The organism is Streptomyces sp. NPDC101166 (assembly GCF_044768125.1).
Taxonomy (GTDB): Bacteria; Actinomycetota; Actinomycetes; order Streptomycetales; family Streptomycetaceae; genus Streptomyces.
This window is the reverse complement of the sequence record NZ_JBIWPF010000020.1, coordinates 17,515-37,164: the sequence shown is the minus strand read 5'-3', so window position 1 is coordinate 37,164 and position 19,650 is coordinate 17,515. Positions and strand designations below refer to the sequence as shown.

At 71.3% G+C, this 19,650-nt stretch carries 14 protein-coding genes, 1 tRNA gene and 1 pseudogene; 10 read left to right on the top strand and 6 right to left on the bottom strand.

All coding sequences use genetic code 11. The features are described from left to right. Nucleotides 1-226: 226 nt before the first annotated feature. Nucleotides 227-1,366 carry a pentapeptide repeat-containing protein gene (locus tag ACIRS4_RS29395; RefSeq protein ID WP_404201743.1) on the top strand — a complete coding sequence of 380 codons (1,140 nt, stop codon included), beginning with the start codon at nt 227-229 and terminating at the stop codon, nt 1,364-1,366. A 498-nt stretch (nt 1,367-1,864) separates the two neighbouring features. On the opposite strand, the pseudogene ACIRS4_RS29390 reads toward ACIRS4_RS29395, so the two are convergent. Then, nucleotides 1,865-2,219, bottom strand: a pseudogene (locus ACIRS4_RS29390) (NUDIX domain-containing protein); the annotation flags it as partial. A gap of 41 nt (nt 2,220-2,260) precedes the next feature. Continuing rightward, nucleotides 2,261-2,335, bottom strand: a tRNA-Cys gene (locus ACIRS4_RS29385). A 355-nt stretch (nt 2,336-2,690) separates the two neighbouring features. Here ACIRS4_RS29385 and ACIRS4_RS29380 point away from each other — a divergent pair. The 4 genes from ACIRS4_RS29380 to ACIRS4_RS29365 all read left to right on the top strand — a co-directional run bounded on the left by ACIRS4_RS29380 (nt 2,691) and on the right by ACIRS4_RS29365 (nt 8,156). Continuing rightward, nucleotides 2,691-4,136 (top strand): MFS transporter, encoded by a 1,446-nt coding sequence (locus tag ACIRS4_RS29380; protein ID WP_404201741.1) that lies wholly within the window; start codon nt 2,691-2,693, stop codon nt 4,134-4,136. Between the two features lie 371 nt (nt 4,137-4,507). Further along, nucleotides 4,508-6,304 (top strand): DEAD/DEAH box helicase, encoded by a 1,797-nt coding sequence (locus ACIRS4_RS29375; RefSeq protein WP_404201739.1) that lies wholly within the window; start codon nt 4,508-4,510, stop codon nt 6,302-6,304. 291 nt (nt 6,305-6,595) lie between these two features. Then, entirely contained in the window at nt 6,596-7,243 is a 648-nt protein-coding gene (locus ACIRS4_RS29370) for a helix-turn-helix domain-containing protein (RefSeq protein ID WP_352252624.1), read from the top strand. 121 nt (nt 7,244-7,364) lie between these two features. Beyond that, nucleotides 7,365-8,156: a S16 family serine protease gene (locus tag ACIRS4_RS29365; protein ID WP_404201736.1), complete on the top strand. Its 792-nt coding sequence runs from the start codon at nt 7,365-7,367 to the stop codon at nt 8,154-8,156. A gap of 11 nt (nt 8,157-8,167) precedes the next feature. On the opposite strand, the gene ACIRS4_RS29360 is transcribed toward ACIRS4_RS29365, so the two are convergent. After that, complete coding sequence (locus ACIRS4_RS29360; RefSeq protein ID WP_130436541.1) at nt 8,168-8,644, bottom strand: Lrp/AsnC family transcriptional regulator; 477 nt, start codon at nt 8,642-8,644, stop codon at nt 8,168-8,170. Between the two features lie 122 nt (nt 8,645-8,766). Here ACIRS4_RS29360 and hppD point away from each other — a divergent pair, with 122 nt between their 5' ends. Continuing rightward, a complete protein-coding gene (hppD, locus tag ACIRS4_RS29355; protein WP_404201733.1) occupies nt 8,767-9,912 on the top strand; it encodes a 4-hydroxyphenylpyruvate dioxygenase in 1,146 nt (381 codons plus the stop codon). A gap of 20 nt (nt 9,913-9,932) precedes the next feature. Here hppD and ACIRS4_RS29350 read toward each other — a convergent pair whose 3' ends face one another. Continuing rightward, nucleotides 9,933-11,465 carry a tetratricopeptide repeat protein gene (locus ACIRS4_RS29350; RefSeq protein WP_404201731.1) on the bottom strand — a complete coding sequence of 511 codons (1,533 nt, stop codon included), beginning with the start codon at nt 11,463-11,465 and terminating at the stop codon, nt 9,933-9,935. A gap of 92 nt (nt 11,466-11,557) precedes the next feature. Here ACIRS4_RS29350 and ACIRS4_RS29345 point away from each other — a divergent pair, with 92 nt between their 5' ends. Beyond that, nucleotides 11,558-12,964: an FAD-binding oxidoreductase gene (locus ACIRS4_RS29345; protein WP_404201729.1), complete on the top strand. Its 1,407-nt coding sequence runs from the start codon at nt 11,558-11,560 to the stop codon at nt 12,962-12,964. 44 nt (nt 12,965-13,008) lie between these two features. On the opposite strand, the gene ACIRS4_RS29340 is transcribed toward ACIRS4_RS29345, so the two are convergent. Next, the gene (locus tag ACIRS4_RS29340) at nt 13,009-13,518 is read right to left on the bottom strand and encodes an SsgA family sporulation/cell division regulator (protein ID WP_404201727.1); all 510 of its coding nucleotides are present in this window, start codon (nt 13,516-13,518) and stop codon (nt 13,009-13,011) included. A gap of 226 nt (nt 13,519-13,744) precedes the next feature. Here ACIRS4_RS29340 and ACIRS4_RS29335 point away from each other — a divergent pair, with 226 nt between their 5' ends. Together ACIRS4_RS29335 and ACIRS4_RS29330 are read left to right on the top strand one after the other, a co-directional pair. Beyond that, a complete protein-coding gene (locus ACIRS4_RS29335; protein ID WP_404201725.1) occupies nt 13,745-15,451 on the top strand; it encodes an RDD family protein in 1,707 nt (568 codons plus the stop codon). Nucleotides 15,452-15,728: 277 nt separating this feature from the next. Then, nucleotides 15,729-16,484, top strand: a complete 756-nt coding sequence (locus tag ACIRS4_RS29330; protein WP_404201723.1) for an RDD family protein — start codon at nt 15,729-15,731, stop codon at nt 16,482-16,484. A 59-nt stretch (nt 16,485-16,543) separates the two neighbouring features. Here the strand turns inward: ACIRS4_RS29330 and ACIRS4_RS29325 are convergent, their stop codons facing one another. Further along, entirely contained in the window at nt 16,544-16,816 is a 273-nt protein-coding gene (locus ACIRS4_RS29325) for a hypothetical protein (protein ID WP_404201721.1), read from the bottom strand. A gap of 353 nt (nt 16,817-17,169) precedes the next feature. Here ACIRS4_RS29325 and ACIRS4_RS29320 point away from each other — a divergent pair, with 353 nt between their 5' ends. Continuing rightward, complete coding sequence (locus ACIRS4_RS29320) at nt 17,170-19,518, top strand: immune inhibitor A domain-containing protein (protein WP_404201719.1); 2,349 nt, start codon at nt 17,170-17,172, stop codon at nt 19,516-19,518. Nucleotides 19,519-19,650: the final 132 nt, after the last annotated feature.

Sequence of the window (19,650 nt, the reverse complement as noted above, 5' to 3'; positions counted from 1 at the left end):
CCGGTGCCGCACTCCTTCACTTGCTGGCGCAGCGGATCGGGGGTCTACGCTCGGTGCGTCAGGGTGGCACCTCCCGCTCAGCCGTACGGGACCAGTCGTTCCGGCGGAGACGGCCGCCTTGCCACACCTGGTCGGCGCTCTGTCTCCCGCTGGGTGATCGGTGCCTCTGGCGGCTCAGTAGTCAGAATCCTGCAACCGACTGGGCTCGTGGATGGTCCTGAGGGATGTGAGACCGAATCTGTCCCGCCGTCGGGGCCTGCGCCTGTGGCCTGTTGGCCCAGTCCTCTCCCTGACCTTCCTGACCGCCCTAGCCGTCGCCGGCGCAGTGTTCTTCACCGTATGGGACCTGTTGGGAGTTCATGGCCTCAAGTCCGAACCTCGCATCGATTCTGGAACTCTTTTTGACCTGGTGAAGCTATCCTTCGGAGTAGTCGGTGGGGCCGGGGCCTTGGTCGCCCTCGTCGTGGCCTATCGACGCCAGCGCGTCGACGAGGATGCGGCCCTAAGAGAATCCACCCGGCTGCACACCGAGCGTTTCACCACAGCAGTTTCTCAGCTTGGCGAGGAGTCCGCCGCAGTGCGTCTGGGCGGGGTGCATGCGCTCGCTGGTCTTGCCGATGATGCGCCGACTCGCGACTTGCGCCAGACCTGTATCGACGTTCTGTGCGCTTACCTCCGTCTGCCCTACATGGCTGAAATCGACCTTCCAGCCAACGACCCGCAATCCTGGCACGATTACCTCGCGCTGCGTGAAGTGCGACACACCATCATCCGACTCACCAGGGACCATCTGCGCCTGCCGCGCGACCACCCACGCTCCTGGCAGGGACATGACTTCGACTTTAGCAATGTCGTCTTCGACGGCGGCGACTGGACCCGTGCACAGTTTTCCGGTGGCCACGTCAGCTTCGCTGGCGCGCATTTTTCCGGTGGTGACGTCGAATTTAGCGGCGCGCAATTCTCCGGAGGTCAGGTTGACTTCGGTGATGCCCTTTTCTCGGGCGGTCGGGTTCGCTTTGTGATGGCCGAGTTCTCAGGCGGTGAGATAATTTTCGAGGAGACGCAATTTTCTGGCGGTCAGATCTCTTTCATCGGCGCGCAGTTCTCGGGTAGCGGAGTCTTCTTCATCACCACAGAATTTTCGGGTGCCGAAGTCTCCTTCAATACGGCGACTTTTGAAAGTGGCGAGGTAATATTCGTCGCTGATCTGTCCGGCGGTAAGGTAGATTTCAGTCGTGCGCACTTCGTTGGTGCCCAGGTATCTTTTGAGGGTTCTGATTTCTCTGGTTGTCTAATTGATCTGGAAGATGCTGTGGGAAACGTGCCCGAAGGTCTTCCGGTGGTGAATGGGAATTCGGTTTCGTAGAGTCTGCAGCCACGTGGGGGCGGCACCGACTCCCTGAGGTCATGAGCAACAAGGTTTCCGGGGGGCGATGGACCTCGGGCCCTCGGGGGGATCAGTGCGACACGTATCCCATTGATGGGATACGGCCGAAGGAGAGCGAGTGTCGCAGGCAGCGAGCCTGCGGGGGACCTTCCAGAAGATCGCGGACGCGTTGAAGACTCAGATCGACGAGGACAAAGAGATGGCGGCACTGCCGCCAGTCTCGGAACTCATGGACGGGTACGCCGTCTCACATGGTGTCGTGCTCAGGGCGTTCCCGGCACTTCGGTGGAGAGGTGACGCAGAACTGGGGACGCGGTGGATCGCCGGCCGCTTGAGGATCGGATCGCGGCAGGCATCACGGATGATCGTCTGGAGGCTGGGGCACCATTCCCCAGTGCGTCTGCGCTTGCCACCAGGTTCGGGGTCTCGCGTCCCGCCGTGACAAAAGGCGCTCGACAAGCAAGGTCCGATGGAGGCGACCCATCGGACCTGCGTCGTCTCATCGCACGTGCGTACCTTGCCTCCGGCCGGGCGCGCGGAAACAGATGCTGAACTGCTGCGGGATTTCGCCGTCGTCGTACCGCATCACGTGGCCGGGGTCGGTGTAGAGCCCGGACATGTCGAGGACTTCCGCCTTGATTCCGATCGCTTCCCAGACCTCGCGGACCACGGTGTCACTGATGGACTCGCCTACGTCGTGGCCACCGCCGGGCAGCGCCCACCGGCCGTTGTCAGACCGTTGGATCATCAGCACCTGTCCCGCGTCGTTCTGCACGAACGCAACGACGGACGACACCACGGGAACTGAGACGGGCGACCGCAAGGGCGACACCCCGCCGGGGTGCCGCCCTTGCGTTCTGCCTGGTCAGGCGCTGGAGGCCGTGGCGGGATTCGAACCCACGTAACTCGCTTTGCAGGCGAGCCCCTGAACCACTCGGGCACACGGCCGTACGGGTACTGCTGTCGCGGGTACTGCTGTTCCTCTCTGCCGTGGCGGGGTTCGAACCCGCGTGGCTCCCCGCGAGCGGAGCTCGCTGTCGGGTGCGGTGCCGGCGAGCCCCTGAACCACTCGGGCACACGGCCGATCCGCAGTTCGTTCCGGCTTTCGCCCTTCTGGACTGCGTGTCATGACCGTAGGGGGCCGGGGGAGGTGGGCTCAAGGAGTGGGGCCGGGCTGCAACAGGGTTGCCATGTGCCGTTCATGAAGCGGGGGATGAGGCGGAGGGAGTAGGACCAAGGGACCAGGTGCGGGACGGTCTCACGACAGGGGTCATCTGCTGTTGTGGGCCTTACTCTGGCGAGCATGGCCGTCCTCGAACCTCGCGACACCGATGTCGCCGACGCATCCCTTGCCGCCGCCGAGCCGTCCGGCGGTGAGACCGTGCTGGGGCGGTCGTATCGGGCGCTCAGTGTCGGGGTCGTCTCCGTCGTGTTGCTGATCGCGTTCGAGGCGACCGCCGTGGGGACCGCGATGCCGGTGGCGGCGCGGGAGTTGGACGGGGTCGGGCTCTACGCGTTCGCGTTCTCCGGGTACTTCACCACCAGCCTGTTCGGGATGGTGCTGGCCGGGCAGTGGTCCGACCGGCGCGGGCCGCTGGGCGCGCTGACCTCGGGGATCGCCGCCTTCGCCGCCGGGCTCATGGTGTCCGGCACCGCCGGGGTCATGTGGCTGTTCATCCTCGGGCGGGCCGTGCAGGGGTTCGGCGGCGGGCTGGTCATCGTCGCCCTGTACGTCGTCGTCGGCCGGGCCTACCCCGAGCGGCTGCGGCCGGCGATCATGGCGGCGTTCGCGGCGAGCTGGGTCGTGCCGTCGATCGTCGGACCGCTCGCCTCGGGTGCGGTGACCGAGCACCTCGGGTGGCGGTGGGTGTTCGTCGGCATCCCCCTCCTCGTCGTGTTCCCGCTGGCGCTCGCCCTGCCGCAGATACGGCGACGGGCCGCCGGGCCGGTCGACGGGGCCGGGGGCGCCTCCTTCGACCGCCGCCGCATCCGGCTCGCCCTCGGCATCTCCCTGGGCGCCGGACTGCTCCAGTACGCGGCGCAGGATCTGCGTCCCCTATCCGCGCTGCCCGCCCTCGCGGGCGTCGCGCTGCTCGTGCCGGCCGTCCTCGGGCTGCTGCCGCGCGGCACCTACCGGGCGGCCCGCGGCCTGCCGTCCGTCGTGCTGCTGCGCGGGGTCGCCGCGGGGTCGTTCATCGCCGCCGAGTCGTTCGTGCCGCTGATGCTCGTCACCCAACGGGGTCTGAGCCCCACCCTCGCCGGGTTCTCGCTCGCCGCCGGCGGCGGCACCTGGGCGCTGGGATCCTGGGTGCAGTCTCGGCCGCGGGTGGAGCCGTACCGGGAGCGGCTGATGACCCTGGGGATGGTGCTGGTGGCGGCCGCGATAGCCGCCGCGCCGAGCGTGCTGATCGACGGCGTGCCGGCCTGGTCCGTCGCGGTCGCCTGGGCCTTCGGCTGCTTCGGGATGGGGCTGGTGATCTCCTCCAGCAGTGTGCTGCTGCTCCAGCTGTCCGCCCCGGAGGAGGCCGGCACCAACTCCGCCGCGCTCCAGATCTCGGACGGGCTGTCCAACGTGGTGCTGCTGTCGGCGGGCGGGGCCGCCTTCGCGGCGCTCGGCGGCGGGACCGTCACGCATGCGGCCACCGAGGCCTCCGGCTCGCACCCGGCCGCGTTCGCCGCGGTGTTCCTGCCGATGGCGGGGGTGGCGCTGGTGGGGGCGTGGGTGACCACGCGGCTGCGGGTCCCCTGAGCGGTGCGCGGGTCCACCCGGGTCGGCCGTGCTCCGGCCCTCGGCCGCCGTGTTCAAGCGTCCGTTCGTTCACCGGAACAAGCGCCCACGAGACGTCGTCCGTGGCGTTCCCGGCGCCCGACGACGCGCAGTCGCGTCCCGACATCGGCCTCGCCGAACGAGCGTGTGAGGTGTGTCCCACCCGCGCCCGCCCCGGCGCAGTCCGCGCGTCGGCGGCGCGGGGCCGCCGGTAGGGTGGGCCGGTCGTCGGACGCTGCCCCACGCCGAGGCAGCGGACACACGGACACAGCCGACGCACAGACACAGCCGAACGCACAGACACAGCCGACGCAGCGAAGCAGCCGAGCCGCCCGACCCCCGAACCGGAGACCGTGACTACTACCGCCGCCTCCACCTCGCACCACCTCTCTCCCGCCTTCCCCGGCCGCGCCCCCTGGGGCACCGCCAGCAAGCTGCGCGCCTGGCAGCAGGGGGCGATGGACAAGTACATCCAGGAGCAGCCCCGCGACTTCCTCGCCGTCGCCACCCCCGGCGCCGGAAAGACGACCTTCGCGCTCACCCTCGCCTCCTGGCTGCTGCACCACCACGTCGTGCAGCAGGTGACCGTGGTCGCGCCGACCGAGCACCTGAAGAAGCAGTGGGCGGAGGCGGCCGCGCGGATAGGCATCCGGCTGGACCCCGAGTACAGCGCCGGCCCGCTCAGCAAGGACTACCACGGCGTCGCCGTCACCTACGCGGGCGTCGGCGTACGGCCGATGCTGCACCGCAACCGCAGTGAGCAGCGCAAGACGCTCGTCATCCTCGACGAGATCCACCACGCCGGCGACTCCAAGTCCTGGGGCGAGGCCTGCCTGGAGGCGTTCGAGCCGGCCACCCGCCGTCTCGCGCTCACCGGCACGCCGTTCCGCTCCGACACCAACCCCATCCCCTTCGTCACGTACGAGGAGGGCAACGACGGCATCCGCCGCTCGGCCGCCGACTACACCTACGGCTACGGCAACGCGCTCGCCGACCACGTCGTCCGGCCCGTGATCTTCATGTCGTACAGCGGCAACATGCGCTGGCGCACCAAGGCCGGCGACGAGATCGCCGCCCGGCTCGGCGAGCCGATGACCAAGGACGCCGTCAGCCAGGCGTGGCGTACGGCGCTGGACCCGCGCGGCGAGTGGATGCCGAGCGTGCTGCGCGCCGCCGACCAGCGGCTCACCGAGGTCCGCAAGGCCATCCCGGACGCCGGCGCCCTCGTCATCGCCTCCGACCAGGACTCGGCGCGCGCCTACGCCAAGCTGATCCGCGAGATCACCGGGCACAAGGCGACCCTCGTCCTGTCCGACGACGCGGGCGCGTCCAACCGGATCGACGAGTTCAGCGGCAGCGACGACCGGTGGATGGTCGCCGTGCGCATGGTGTCCGAAGGCGTCGACGTGCCGCGCCTCGCCGTCGGCGTGTACGCGACGACGATCTCGACGCCGCTGTTCTTCGCCCAGGCCGTGGGCCGTTTCGTGCGGTCCCGGCGGCGCGGCGAGACCGCCTCGGTGTTCCTGCCCACCGTGCCCGACCTGCTCGGCTTCGCCAACGAGATGGAGCGCGAGCGCGACCACGTCCTCGACAAGCCCAAGAAGGGCGGCGAGGACGAGGACCCCTACGCCGAGTCCGAGAAGGAGATGGACGAGGCGAACCGGGAGCAGGACGAGGACACCGGCGAGCAGGAGCAGTTCTCCTTCGAGGCGCTGGAGTCCGAGGCCGTCTTCGACCGGGTCATGTACAACGGGGCCGAGTTCGGCATGCAGGCCCACCCCGGCAGCGAGGAGGAGCAGGACTACCTCGGCATCCCGGGACTGCTGGAGCCCGAGCAGGTGCAGTTGCTGCTCCAGAAGCGCCAGGCCAAGCAGATCGCGCACAGCAAGAAGAAGCCGGACGACGAGGCCGACCTGCTGGAGCTGCCGGCCGAGCGGCGGCCGGTGGTCTCGCACAAGGAGATGATGGAGCTGCGCCGGCAGCTCAACAACCTGGTCGGCGCCTACGTCCACCAGAGCGGCAAGCCGCACGGGGTGATCCACACCGAGCTGCGGCGGGTGTGCGGGGGGCCGGCGAGCGCGGAGGCGACGGCGGGGCAGCTGCGGCAGCGGATCGCCAAGGTGCAGGAGTGGGCGACGCGGATGAAGTGACGCCGTGTCACGGGCGGGGCGTCTTTTCAGGACAAAGCACGGGAGATCCATACCGGCCATTGACCGGATTCTGGACAAAGTCTTCCGCTCAGCGAACCTGCTTCGCTAATGTCCCGCTACGCACACGCCCCGTGGCAGCGCCGCCGCGGAGCGCAGCCGTGAAGCGACTGGGCCCGGACACGCCGGGCCCATCTGTCGATCGGCGGCCTCTGTAGCGCGTCGCTGACGGGACTCCGTGACGCATCCGCCGCGACGGGGGTCGCCGACCTCACCACTTAAGGAGTGGGCGTCGTGACCGCGGAGACCTCCCAGACCCTCGACAGAGGGCTGAAAGTCCTGAAGCTGCTGGCCGACACCGACCATGGGCTCACCGTCACCGAGCTGTCCAACAAGCTGGGTGTGAACCGGACTGTCGTGTACCGGTTGCTGGCCACCCTGGAGCAGCACGCGCTCGTACGACGTGATCTGGGTGGACGGGCCCGAGTGGGGCTCGGGGTGCTGCGGCTCGGCCGGCAGGTGCATCCGCTGGTACGGGAGGCGGCGCTGCCGGCGCTGCGGGCGCTGGCCGAGGACATCGGCGCGACGGCGCATCTCACGCTCGTCGACGGCGCGGAGGCGCTGGCCGTCGCGGTGGTCGAGCCGACGTGGACGGACTACCACGTGGCGTACCGGGCCGGGTTCCGGCATCCGCTGGACCGCGGGGCGGCCGGGAAGGCGATTCTCGCCGCGCGGCAGCGGGCGGGGGGCGGGGCGGGCCCCGGGTACACCCTGACACACGGGGAGCTGGAGGCGGGGGCCAGCGGGGCCGCCGCTCCGCTGCTGGGGGTCACGGGGGTCGAGGGGAGTGTGGGGGTGGTGATGCTGACGGATGCGGTGCCGGAGCGGGTGGGGCAGCGGGTGATGGACGCGGCGCGTGAGGTGGCGGAGGCGTTGCGCTAGCGCGCGGCGGTGTCCGACGAGGGTGCGGTGAGCGTCGCGTGAACGTGACCCGCGGCGACCTGGGGCGGACGTCGACCATGCCGTAGCCGGGCGTGGTGGGGCGGGACGTTAGATTGGGGCTGTGTTGTCTCGGGTTTCGCGGGTTCAGGTTCTCGTCGGCTGTGCTGTGCCCCTCGTCGGGCTGATCGCGGCCGCCATGTTCGCGCCGTTGCCGTTCTCGGTGGCGCAGCCGGGGATGACGGCGAACGTGCTGGGCGAGAACAAGGGCACTCCGGTGATCACGATCTCGGGGGCGGCCACGCGGCGGACCACCGGGCAGCTGCGGATGACCACCATCGAGGCGACCAGCCCGGACACCCACGTCTCCCTCGGTGACGTCATCGACGGCTGGCTCCGCACCGACCAGGCGGTGATGCCGCGCGACGCCGTCTACCCCAGCGGGGAGAGCACCAAGGAGATCGAGCGGCACAACACCGAGCAGATGAAGGCGTCCCAGGACGCCGCGACCGAGGCCGCGCTGACCTATCTGCACCGAGCCGACGACGACGTCACCGTCACGCTGACGCTCGCCGACGTCGGCGGCCCGAGCGCCGGTCTGCTGTTCTCCCTGGGGATCGTCGACAAGCTGAACGGCGACGGCAGCGGCGGCGACCTCACCGGGGGCCGCACCGTCGCCGGCACCGGCACCATCGACGCCGAGGGACGTGTCGGCGCGGTCGGCGGGGTCGCGCTGAAGACGCAGGCCGCCCGCCGGGACGGCGCCACCGTCTTCCTCGTTCCGCGGGAGGAGTGCTCCCAGGCCAGGAGCGAACTGCCCGAGGGCCTGCGCCTGATCCCGGTGACGACGCTCAAGGGCGCCGTCGACTCCCTCGTCTCCCTGGAGAAGGGCAAGGGGCAGGTGCCCTCCTGCTGACCGGGCGGGCCCTACGGTTCCCGGTCCCGGGCCGCCTGCTCCACGAGCGGGATGATCCGCAGCGGAACCGCGTTCTCCATCACGATCGCGGTGGAGGCCCGGACGATCCCGTCGAAGCCGACGACCCGGTCGATGACCCGCTGGAGATCGGCGTTGGAGCGGGCCACCAGCCGGCACAGCATGTCCCCGCTGCCGGTGGTGGTGTGCAGCTCCAGCACCTCCGGGACACCCGCCAAGTGCGCCCGGACGTCGGTGCCTTGACCCTGCCGGATCTGGAGCGTGGCGAACGCGGTGACCGGGTAGCCGAGGGCCGCGGGGTCCACCTCGGGCCCGAACCCGCGGATGACCCCGTTCGACTGGAGCCGGTCCAGCCGGGCCTGCACGGTGCCCCGGGCGACCCCCAGCCGACGGGACATCTCCAGCACGCCGATCCTCGGTTCGCGCGCCAGGAGCCCGATGATCCGGCCGTCCAGACGATCGATCGCCATGCCCGCCTCCGAGATGGTCATCCTGTACAGAAAGCCCGCCGAAGCCGGTGAGTCGCTGTACACATTGCCCGGCCGACAGGGGAAGTGTTGCGCACCTTGCCCGGCGGGGCCACGCTTCGGCTATGACGCAGACCACATCTCACACTCCCGACACCGCCCGGCAGGCCGACCCCTTCCCGGTGAAGGGAATGGACGCGGTCGTCTTCGCCGTGGGCAACGCCAAGCAGGCGGCGCACTACTACTCCACCGCCTTCGGCATGAAGCTGGTCGCGTACTCCGGACCGGAGAACGGCAGCCGCGAGACCGCGAGTTACGTCCTGGAGAACGGCTCCGCCCGTTTCGTCCTGACCTCGGTGATCAAGCCCGCCACCGAGTGGGGCCACTTCCTCGCCCGGCACGTGGCCGAGCACGGCGACGGCGTCGTCGACCTCGCCATCGAGGTCCCCGACGCGCGCGCCGCCTACGCGTACGCCCTCGAGCACGGCGCCCGCTCGGTCGCCGAGCCGTACGAGCTCAAGGACGAGCACGGCACCGTGGTGCTGGCCGCGATCGCCACCTACGGCGAGACCCGGCACACGCTCGTCGACCGCTCCGGCTACGACGGCCCCTACCTGCCCGGCTTCACCGCCGCCGCCCCGATCGTCGAGCCGCCCGCCCAGCGGACCTTCCAGGCCGTCGACCACTGCGTCGGCAACGTCGAACTCGGCCGGATGAACGAGTGGGTGTCGTTCTACAACGACGTCATGGGCTTCACGAACATGAAGGAGTTCGTGGGCGACGACATCGCCACCGAGTACAGCGCCCTGATGTCGAAGGTCGTCGCGGACGGCACCCTCAAGGTCAAGTTCCCGATCAACGAGCCCGCCGTCGCCAAGAAGAAGTCCCAGATCGACGAGTACCTGGAGTTCTACGGTGGCGCCGGCGTCCAGCACATCGCGCTGAACACCAACGACATCGTCGCCACCGTCCGGACCATGCGCGCGGCCGGCGTCCAGTTCCTGGACACCCCCGACTCCTACTACGACACCCTCGGCGAGTGGGTCGGCGACACCCGCGTCCCCGTGGACACCCTGCGCGAGCTGAAGATCCTCGCCGACCGCGACGAGGACGGCTACCTGCTGCAGATCTTCACCAAGCCGGTCCAGGACCGGCCGACCGTGTTCTTCGAACTCATCGAACGCCACGGCTCCATGGGCTTCGGCAAGGGCAACTTCAAGGCCCTGTTCGAGGCGATCGAGCGGGAGCAGGCGAAGCGGGGCAACCTGTGAGGCCCTGACAGGGCCCACCCTCAGCCGCGTGGGGGACGGAAGTCCGGTACGTCCTCCATCGACGGCTCGCCCAGGGCGGTGAGGGCCGCGCGGGCCGTGGGGGCGTGCAGCGGGGAGAAGTAGGGGTTGATCCGCAGGGCCTCCGTCAGATGACGGCGGGCGGCGCCATGGCGTCCGAGAGAACGCTCGATCATGGCCAGGTGGTAGGTGTACGGCGCGCTGCGCATCGCACCGCCGTGCACCCTGTCGGTCGCCGTCATGGCGTACCGCAGGGCCTCACGGTCGTCGCCGGCGCGATGCAGCGCCCAGCCCAGCGCGTCGGCCACCGCGATCCCCGGCTGTCGGCGCCACTCGGCGCGCAGCCGGGCCACCGCCGCCGCCGGGTCCCCGTGGTCCGCCTCGTACTGGCCCAGCACCAGCTGATGGTCGACGCCACCCGCCTCGTCCCGCGACACACGCGCGCGCAGCAGGTCGTACTGCACCCGGGCCGCCTGGGAGAGCCCCAGCGACTCGTACAACTCGCCCAGCTCCAGCGCGTACTGCGGCAGCGGCTGCTTGGCGAGGGCCACCCGGTAGGCGCTCAGCGCCTCCGACGCCCGGCCCAGCGCGGCCAGCGCCCGGCCCTGCCCGGCCTGCGCGGCCCGCTGGTCGGGGTCGAGCCGCACGGCCTCCTGGAACTGCCGCAGCGCCGCCTCGCGGTCACCGCGCTCCCAGGACAGCTGCCCCGCCCGCTCCAGCCAGGCCGCCTGCTCGGCGGGCGAGGCCGCCCCCGCCACCGCGTCGGACAGCGCGGCCGCCGCGTCCTCACGCCAGCCGCGGTCCCGGTAGACGCCCGCCGCCCACGCTTTCACCGCCGGCCCGGAGTGCAGTTTCTTCAGCTGATCCAGCGTCGCCTGTGCCTTCTTGTACTCGCCCAGGCCGGTGTAGGCGTCGATGAGCTGCGGGTACGCCGTCCACTGCTTCGGCGCGGCCTTGCGCGCGGCCTCGCCCTGCTCGAGGGCGGCGCGGAAGTCGCGGCGTGCGTTGGCGAGGGCGGCCAGGCCGACGAGGGCCTCGGCGTTGCCGCGGGGGCGCGCCTTCAGCGAGGCGCGCAGGGCCCGGTCGGCCTTGGGGTAGAGCACGGCGGCGTCGGCGGTGCGGCGGCCCTGCTCCACGTAGGCCGCGCCGAGGACCGCCCAGCCGCGGGCGTCGTGCGGACGGCTCCGTAGGCGGGCCTCGTGCTCGGCGATCAGCTCGGCCAGCTCGGGCAGCGCCGCGGCGACCCCGCCGCGCACGGCCGCCTGCGCCCGCGCGCCCGGCGCCGGCACGACCGCCGGCCCCCGGGGAGCCTCCCCTTGCGACCACATCATCGCCCCGCCCACCCCGGCGCCTCCCACGACCGCGCCCAGGGCCAGCCCCCAGGCCAGCCGCCGCCGCCACCCGCGCGCGTGCCGCCCACGCGCGTCGGCCCCCTCGCCCCCCGCCCCACCGGCCCCCGAGCGCTCGTCCCCCGCCCCCGCCGTCGTCGGTCCCGTCGTCCTCGGTGTCGTCGTCTCCCTGGCGCGTTCGTCCATGGCGCTCACTGTGCGTCAGGGCCAGGGCGCGGCCGGAGCATCCGCCGGGTGCCGCAGCCGGGGTTCACACCGATGGCCCCGGGTGCGACTCTGTGATCATGAGCCGTATCGAAGCTCCCCGTGACGAAGCGACCGGCAACCTCCTCGACCGGCTTCTCGAGGGCCTGCCCGCGGAGGCGGTCCACACCGACCCGGACGTCATGGCCTCGTACGCCCACGACATGGCGAGCTTCTGCCCGGCCGGCGCCCCGGCCGTCGTCGTGCAGCCGCGCACCGTCGAGCAGGTCCAGCACGTCCTGCGCACCGCCACCGAGCTGCGCGTCCCCGTCGTCCCGCAGGGCGCCCGCACCGGGCTGTCCGGCGCGGCCAACGCCTGTGACGGCTGCGTCGTGCTCTCCCTCGTCAAGATGGACCGCATCCTGGAGATCGACCCCGTCGACCGGATCGCCGTCGTCGAGCCGGGCGTCGTCAACGCCGTGCTCTCCCGCGCCGTCGGCGAGCACGGCCTGTACTACCCGCCCGACCCCTCCAGCTGGGAGACCTGCACGATCGGCGGCAACATCGGCACCGCCTCCGGCGGCCTGTGCTGTGTGAAGTACGGCGTGACCGCCGAGTACGTCATCGGCCTCGACGTCGTCCTCGCCGACGGCCGGCTGATGACCACCGGCCGGCGCACCGCCAAGGGCGTCGCCGGCTACGACCTCACCCGCCTCTTCGTCGGCTCCGAGGGCTCGCTCGGCGTCGTCGTCCGCGCCGTCCTCGCGCTGAAGCCGCGGCCGCCCCGGCAGCTCGTCCTCGCCGCCGAGTTCCCGTCGGGGGCCGCCGCCTGCGACGCCGTCTGCCGGATCATGGCCGGCGGCCACCTCCCCTCCCTCCTCGAACTGATGGACCGTACGACCGTCCAGGCCGTCAACGAGCTCACCCGCATGGGCCTCCCGCAGACAACCGAGGCTCTCCTGCTCGCCGCGTTCGACACCCCCGACCCGGCCGCCGACCTCGCCGCCCTCGGAGCGCTGTGCGAGGCCGCGGGCGCCACCTCCGTCGTCCCGGCCGAGGACGCCGCCGAGTCCGAACTGCTCCTCAAGGCGCGCCGCTCCGCCCTCGTCGCCCTGGAGGCCGTCAAGGGCACGACGATGATCGACGACGTGTGCGTGCCCCGCTCCCGGCTCGGCGAGATGATCGACGGCGTCGAGCGCATCGCCGAGAAGTACGCGCTCACCATCGGCGTCGTCGCCCACGCGGGGGACGGCAACACCCATCCGACGGTCTGCTTCGACGCCCAGGACCCCGACGAGTGCCGCCGCGCCCGCGAGTCCTTCGACGAGATCATGGCCCTGGGGCTGGAACTGGGCGGCACGATCACCGGCGAGCACGGGGTGGGCGTGCTGAAGAAGGAGTGGCTGGCGCGCGAGATCGGCCCCGTGGGCATGGAGATGCAGCGGGCCGTCAAACAGGTCTTCGACCCGCTGGGCATCCTCAACCCCGGCAAGCTGTTCTGACGTACGCCTGTACGGGGTCCGGCGGCGGGTTCCCGCCCGTCGCTTCAGGCCCCGTCGCGCGGCTCGTCCGACGACGGCCCGGCCCCGGAGCCCGGCCCGGGCTCGCTCAGCCACTGGTCGCACAGCCACAGGTCGTCCCATGCCGGGGCGAACAGCTCGGTCAGGGCGTCGTCGAGGCCGAGCCGGGCCGCCTCGGTCCCCGGCGGCACCGCCCGCAGCGTCCGCTCCAGCCAGGCCGTCACCTGCTCGGCGGGCGCCTCCAGCAGGGCGTCCCCTGCGGGCGAGCTCAACGCCATCATCACGACGCCGCGCCCGTCCGCCTTCGTCGGCCACACCCGTACGTCCGCCTGCCCGCACGGCCGGAACACGCCCTCGACCATGAGTTCGCGGGCGAACGTCCAGTGCACGGGGCGCTCGGAGTGGATGTGGAAGGTCAGGTGCACGGCGAAGGGATCGTCGCTGCGGTAGCCGAGCCGGGCCGGCACCGGGACGCTGAGCTCCGGTGACAGCACGAGGCCGAGCTCCAGCTCGCGTTCCACCACGGTGGGTCGCATGTCGTTCTCCTCTCGGTACGCATCCGTACGGAAGGGAGAGCGGCTCACGACGGCGGCATTACGCCGGATCGGAGAAGTTCTTTCGCCGACGGTCCGAACGTGTGAAGCGTGTGCACGGGGTTGCCCGTATAGGGGTGGGTCCGGCGGGACTGGCGGTGGGGCTTGCGCTCGTCTGATAGATGTGGAGGCCCCCATCACACCCCCGAGCAGATACGGGACGACGGACATGAGCGCCCCCTCCCCGGCACCCGGCGACGACAGGCCCCGCGAGGGGTACTACCCGGACCCGTCCATCCCTGGCTACGTCCGGTACTGGAACGGCTCCTCCTGGGTGCCGGGCACCAGCCGGCCGGCGCCTTCCGGCGGTGAACCGCTCATGCCCCCGTCCCCGTCCGGGCCCGCGTCCCCGCCGGCTCCCGGCCCGTCCGGCGCGCCCGCCGCGTCGGTCTCCTCGGCCGCCTCGGTCGAGGAGACCGGGCCGCACTTCTTCGACGAGGACCCGCTGCCGGCGGACCAGCAGTACGGTGGCCGGTCCGAGCCCTCGTCCGCGTGGGGCGCCGACCGCTCCCACCAGTCGGGCTTCGGCGGGGAGCAGGACCGCAGGGTGTCCTGGGGCTCCCCGCAGGGGCCCGATCCGCGGGTGGGGGCGGCCGAGCCCGGAGAGGCGCCCGGCCCCGACTCCGCCTCCGGTGACGTCGCCTCCGACGGCACGTTCGTCTTCCGCCGCCCGGCTGCCGGGCCGCCCCCCGGGACCGCCCCGTCCGACGCAGGCGGCCCCGGCGGCGACCCCGGCACCATGACGTTCCGTGCGCCGTCCCCGCGCACGTCCGACGCGTCCGGGGCACCCGGCGCGCAACCGGGGAGCACGGCCTCGCCGGCCGCGGCCGGACCCCCTGTCCTCGGTCTCCAGGGCCCCGTCGGCGCGGCCGGATCCGGTGGGCCCGCGGGCGCCGGGAGCGTGTCAGGGGTCCCCGCTCCGGCCTCCGCCGGGCAGCCCGCCTCCGCCGGAAGTCCCGGAGTCGACGCGGCCCAGGCGGCCCCCGCGGCCCAGCAGATCCCCGCCCCACCGGGACCGGCCCAGGCGATCCCCGGCCGGCCGGCGCCCGCCCAGCCGGCCGGGCCCGCGGCGCCCACCACTCCTGCCGCCCCCGCCGCCCCCGCGCCCCAGGCCGCAGCACTCCAGACGTCTCAGCCCGCGCCGGCTCCCGCCCCGCCCGCTCCCGTCCCCCAGGCGGCCCCGGCCGTCCCCGCCCAACCCGGCCCGCAGCCAAGTCAGCCCCAGCCCGCCGCCGTGGCCCCCGCGGCCCCCGTCAGTGCCGGTCCCGGCGGTGGCCAGCACTCCTGGGCGCAGCAGGTGCACCAGCTGGCGGGCGGCGGGGACGACCAGCCCGTCGCGCCCTGGAAGCCGCCGGTCGACGACGTGTTCCAGGCGGCCGCCCGGCGCCAGGCGTCCGCGCGCCCCGCCGGGCTCGGCAAGCGGCTGGTCGCCCGGTTCGTCGACACACTCGTCGTGGGCGGTGTCACCGCGGCGGCCGCCGTCCCGCTGGTCACGAGGGCCGTCGAGCACGTCAACGACAAGATCGACGCGGCGAAGCTCTCCGGCGAGACCGTCACCGTCTGGCTCCTGGACGGCACCACGTCGGTGTACCTCGGCATCGTCCTGGCCGTGCTGCTGGTCTTCGGCGTCCTGTACGAGGCGCTGCCGACCGCCAAGTGGGGCCGCACCCTGGGCAAGAAACTGCTCGGTCTCGAAGTGCGGGACATCGAGGGCGGTGAGCCGCCGACCTTCGGGGCGGCCCTGCGCCGCTGGCTCGTCTACAGCGTGCCCGGTCTGCTCGCCGTCGGCGTCCTGGGCGTCCTGTGGTGCGTGTTCGACCGCCCGTGGCGCCAGTGCTGGCACGACAAGGCGGCACACACCTTCGTGGCGGGCTGACGACCCCTTAGGGCCTGTCTGACAAATCCCCGCCTGCTCTGCGGCGTCTGGCACGCACGCTCGCCGCGTTGCCGAACCGCCCACGTGACTCCGCCACGCGGGCGCTCCGGCGCCTTGCGGTCGCACGCACCAGACGCCGCAGAGCCCGCCCTTCGGGCGGACGACGGGGATTTGTCAGACAGGTCCTGGCTAGGTCCCTACGCCGCTCGGGGAATGCCGTACTCCGGACGGCCGCTCGCCGGATGCGAAGTCTTGGGGTTCGCGGTCGACTCGGGCCATGACGACCGAACCGCCCCCCGGTTCCGGCGGCGAGCCGCCGGAGGACGACCCGTTCAGGAAGCAGCCCCCGCAGCAGCCCCCGTACGGTCAGGGGCAGGGCGGCGGGCAGGACGCGCAGGGCGGCCAGGGCGGCCAGCCCCCGCCCCCCGGAGGCCGGCAGCCTCCGCCGTACGGCGCGGGTGACCCGGGCGGCCCCTACGGGGGCGGCCCCGGCGGCCCCTACGGCGGCGGTCCTCACGGTGGCGGTCCCTACGGGGGAGGCCCGGGCGACCCCTACGGCGGCTACCCCGCCGACCCCCTCGCCGGCATGCCGCCGCTCGCCGACAGCGGCAAGCGCACCCTCGCCCGGATCATCGACATGATCCTCGTGGCCATCGTCGTCTGGCTGCTGACCTGGGGCTTCGGTGTCAACGAGTACGACGTGGACAGCTCCCGCGTCGAGGTCGGCAAGTCGCTCGCACAGTCCCTGGTGGCCGCAGTCCTCTACATCGCCTACGACACCTTCATGATCGCCAGGTCCGGGCAGACCCTCGGCAAGAAGTGGCTGGGGATGCGCGTGGCCAACCTCGACAACGGCTCCACGCCCTCCATGCAGACCTCGCTGATCCGCGCGCTGGTGCTGTGGCTGCCGTTCGCGTTCTGCTGCGCCTGTCTGTGGACGGCGATCTGCGGCGGCTGGAGCTACTTCGACAAGCCGTACAAGCAGGGTCTGCACGACAAGGCCGCCAAGACGGTGGAGGTCAACGTCACCTGACGAGAGACCACCTGACGGATCGTCGGGGGAAACCGGTGCGGTGACGAGCGCCTGGGCGCTCAGCGCGCCGACGGCTCCCGGACGGCCTCGTGCGCCGCGGCGGCGACCGACGCGACCGCCGGCTCCTCCGTGGCGGAGCGTGCCACGATCACCGGGGTGCGCCGGGGCGCCGGCACCGTCATCGCGACGAGCACGCCGAGCGCGACCGCGGCGACGGCGATGACCGCGACGGCCGGGCCCGAACTCGTCTGCGACAGCAGCAACATGGCGAGCGTCGAGAGGACGACGGTGCAGGAACCGTACGTGAGCTGTGCGACAGTCGGACGAGGCATGGCAATCGTGTCCTCGGAAGGCGGGGGCGATCTCGACTCTATTCGCCTGCATGCCCGAGCGGAACGAGCGGTAAGCGTGAGCTGACCCACGGTGCCGGTGCACAGGGGGCGCACGGAGTCATGACGTCCGACCTGCGGACGGGTCCACGCGCCCGTCGAGTGACCGCCACCTGTCCGCAATGCGAACCCGGCCTCCTAATAATGCAGTTGACCTGTCCAAGTCAAGGTCTGTCTTTTCTGGTGAACCAGTAGTCAAATGACGTCACTTGACTACACGCGTATAACCGCGCGCGGACTTCCCTTGACATGGAACCCTCTTCCGCGCTGCTGGACGCGTGAGTGGGAGGAATCAAGTGACTAGCAGATCCTGGACGTTCCGGACGGCCGCCACGGTCGTCGCCCTCGCGGCGGCCTCGGCGACGTTCTCGACGTTCGCCGTGGCCCAGGCCGCCGACGGCGCGCCGGCGAAGGCACCGGCGGCGGACCGCAAGGACCCGCAGCCGGCCAAGGCTCACGAGCACGACTTCGACGGGCCGCTGAGCGCGAGGCAGGAGGCCCAGCGCAAGGAGGCGCTGGAGCAGGTCATATCCGGCGAGGCCGCGGTCAAGGACCGCGACGGCTCGAAGGTCGTGCAGCTGGCGAGCCGCAAGGGCGACCCCAAGTACGTCGAGCTGGGCCGCGAGAAGACCGACAAGATCTTCACGATCCTCGTCGAGTTCGGCGACCAGGTCGACAGCCGCTACGGCGGCACCCCCGGCCCGCTGCACAACAAGATAGCGAAGCCGGACCCGGCCAAGAACAACAGCACGGCCTGGCAGGCGGACTACGACCGCAAGCACTTCCAGGACCTGTACTTCGGCACCGGCCCGGGCACCGAGTCGCTGAAGAAGTACTACGAGAAGCAGTCCTCGGGCCGCTACTCGGTCGACGGCGAGGTCACCGACTGGGTCAAGGTTCCCTACAACGAGGCCCGTTACGGCTCCAACGCCGCCACCACCGGCGCCTGGTACGCGGTGCAGGACGGCGTCAACGCCTGGGTCGCCCAGCGTGAGGCCGCCGGCGACACCGCCGCCGAGATCAAGGCCGAGCTCGCCGAGTACGACCAGTGGGACCGCTACGACTTCGACGGCGACGGCGACTTCAACGAGTCCGACGGCTACATCGACCACTTCCAGATCGTGCACGCCGGCGAGGACGAGTCCGCGGGCGGCGGCGCCCAGGGCGAGGACGCCATCTGGGCCCACCGCTGGTACGCCTTCGGCACCGACGCCGGCTCCAGCGGCCCCGACACCAACAAGCTCGGCGGCACCGAGATCGGCGACACCGGCGTCTGGGTCGGCGACTACACCATCCAGCCGGAGAACGGCGGACTGGGCGTCTTCGCCCACGAGTACGGCCACGACCTCGGCCTGCCCGACGAGTACGACACCTCCGGCTCCGGTGAGAACTCCACCGGCTTCTGGACGCTGATGTCCTCCGGTTCCTGGCTCGGCACCGGCAAGAACTCCATCGGCGACCTGCCCGGCGACATGAACGCCTGGGACAAGCTCCAGCTCGGCTGGCTGGACTACGAGGTCGCCAAGGCCGGCGTCAAGTCCCGTCACAAGCTGGGCGTCGCGGAGTACAACACCAAGAACGCCCAGGCCCTGATCGTCGAACTGCCGAACAAGACGGTCACCACTCCCGTGGTCGCCCCCGCCCAGGGCACCCGCCAGTGGTGGAGCGGCAGCGGCAACGACCTGCGCAACACCCTGACCCGCTCGGTCGACCTCACCGGCAAGTCCTCCGCCTCCCTGTCCCTGGACGCCTGGTGGGACACCGAGAAGGACTACGACTTCGCCTACGTCGAGGTCTCCACCGACGGCGCCAACTGGACGCCCGTCGACGGCAAGCTGGCCGACGGCACCGCCATCCCGCGTGACGGCAGCGGCAAGCCCGCCCTCACCGGCACGGTCGACGCCTACCAGAAGCTGACGTTCCCGCTGGACGCCTACGCCGGCAAGAAGATCGGCCTGCGCTTCCGCTACGCCACCGACGGCGGCGTGGCCCAGAAGGGCTTCACGGCCGACCAGATCACGGTGACCGCCGACGGCGCGACGCTGTTCTCCGACAACGCCGAGGCCGCCGACGCCGCCTGGACCGCGAACGGCTTCAGCCGCATCGGCTCGGCCATCACGGACGACTACGCGCAGTACTACATCGCGGAGAACCGCCAGTACGTCTCGTACGACACGACCCTCAAGGTCGGCCCGTACAACTACGGCTTCTCCAAGACCCGTCCGGAGTGGGTCGAGCACTACGCGTACCAGAACGGTCTGCTGATCTGGAAGTGGGACACCTCCCAGGCCGACGACAACACCAGCCAGCACCCGGGTGCGGGCCTGATCCTCCCGATCGACTCCCACCCGACCCCGCTGAAGTGGACCGACGGCACCCTGATGCGCAACCGCGTCCAGTCCTTCGACGCCACCTTCAGCACCTTCCCGACCGACGCGATCACGCTGCACAACGCCGACGTCGCCACGAAGATCCCGTCCCGCCCGGGCGTCCCGGTCTTCGACGACGGCAAGTCCAGCTACTACGACGCGTCGAACCCGCAGGCCGGCGTCAAGGTCACTGACACCAACACCTCGATCCGGATCGTCAGCGAGCCCGCGAACGGCCAGACGATCACGGTCCGCGTCGGACCGTCCGCGAAGTAAGCGGAGTTTTAGCAGGTCAGAAGCGTTTCGGCGGCGACCCACTGGCGGGTCGCCGCCGATCGTGTTTAGGTGCGTCCTGTGCTTCTCTTATTGACAGTCCCCGAGACGGCCCCGGCGCCGGTCCCGGCGGCG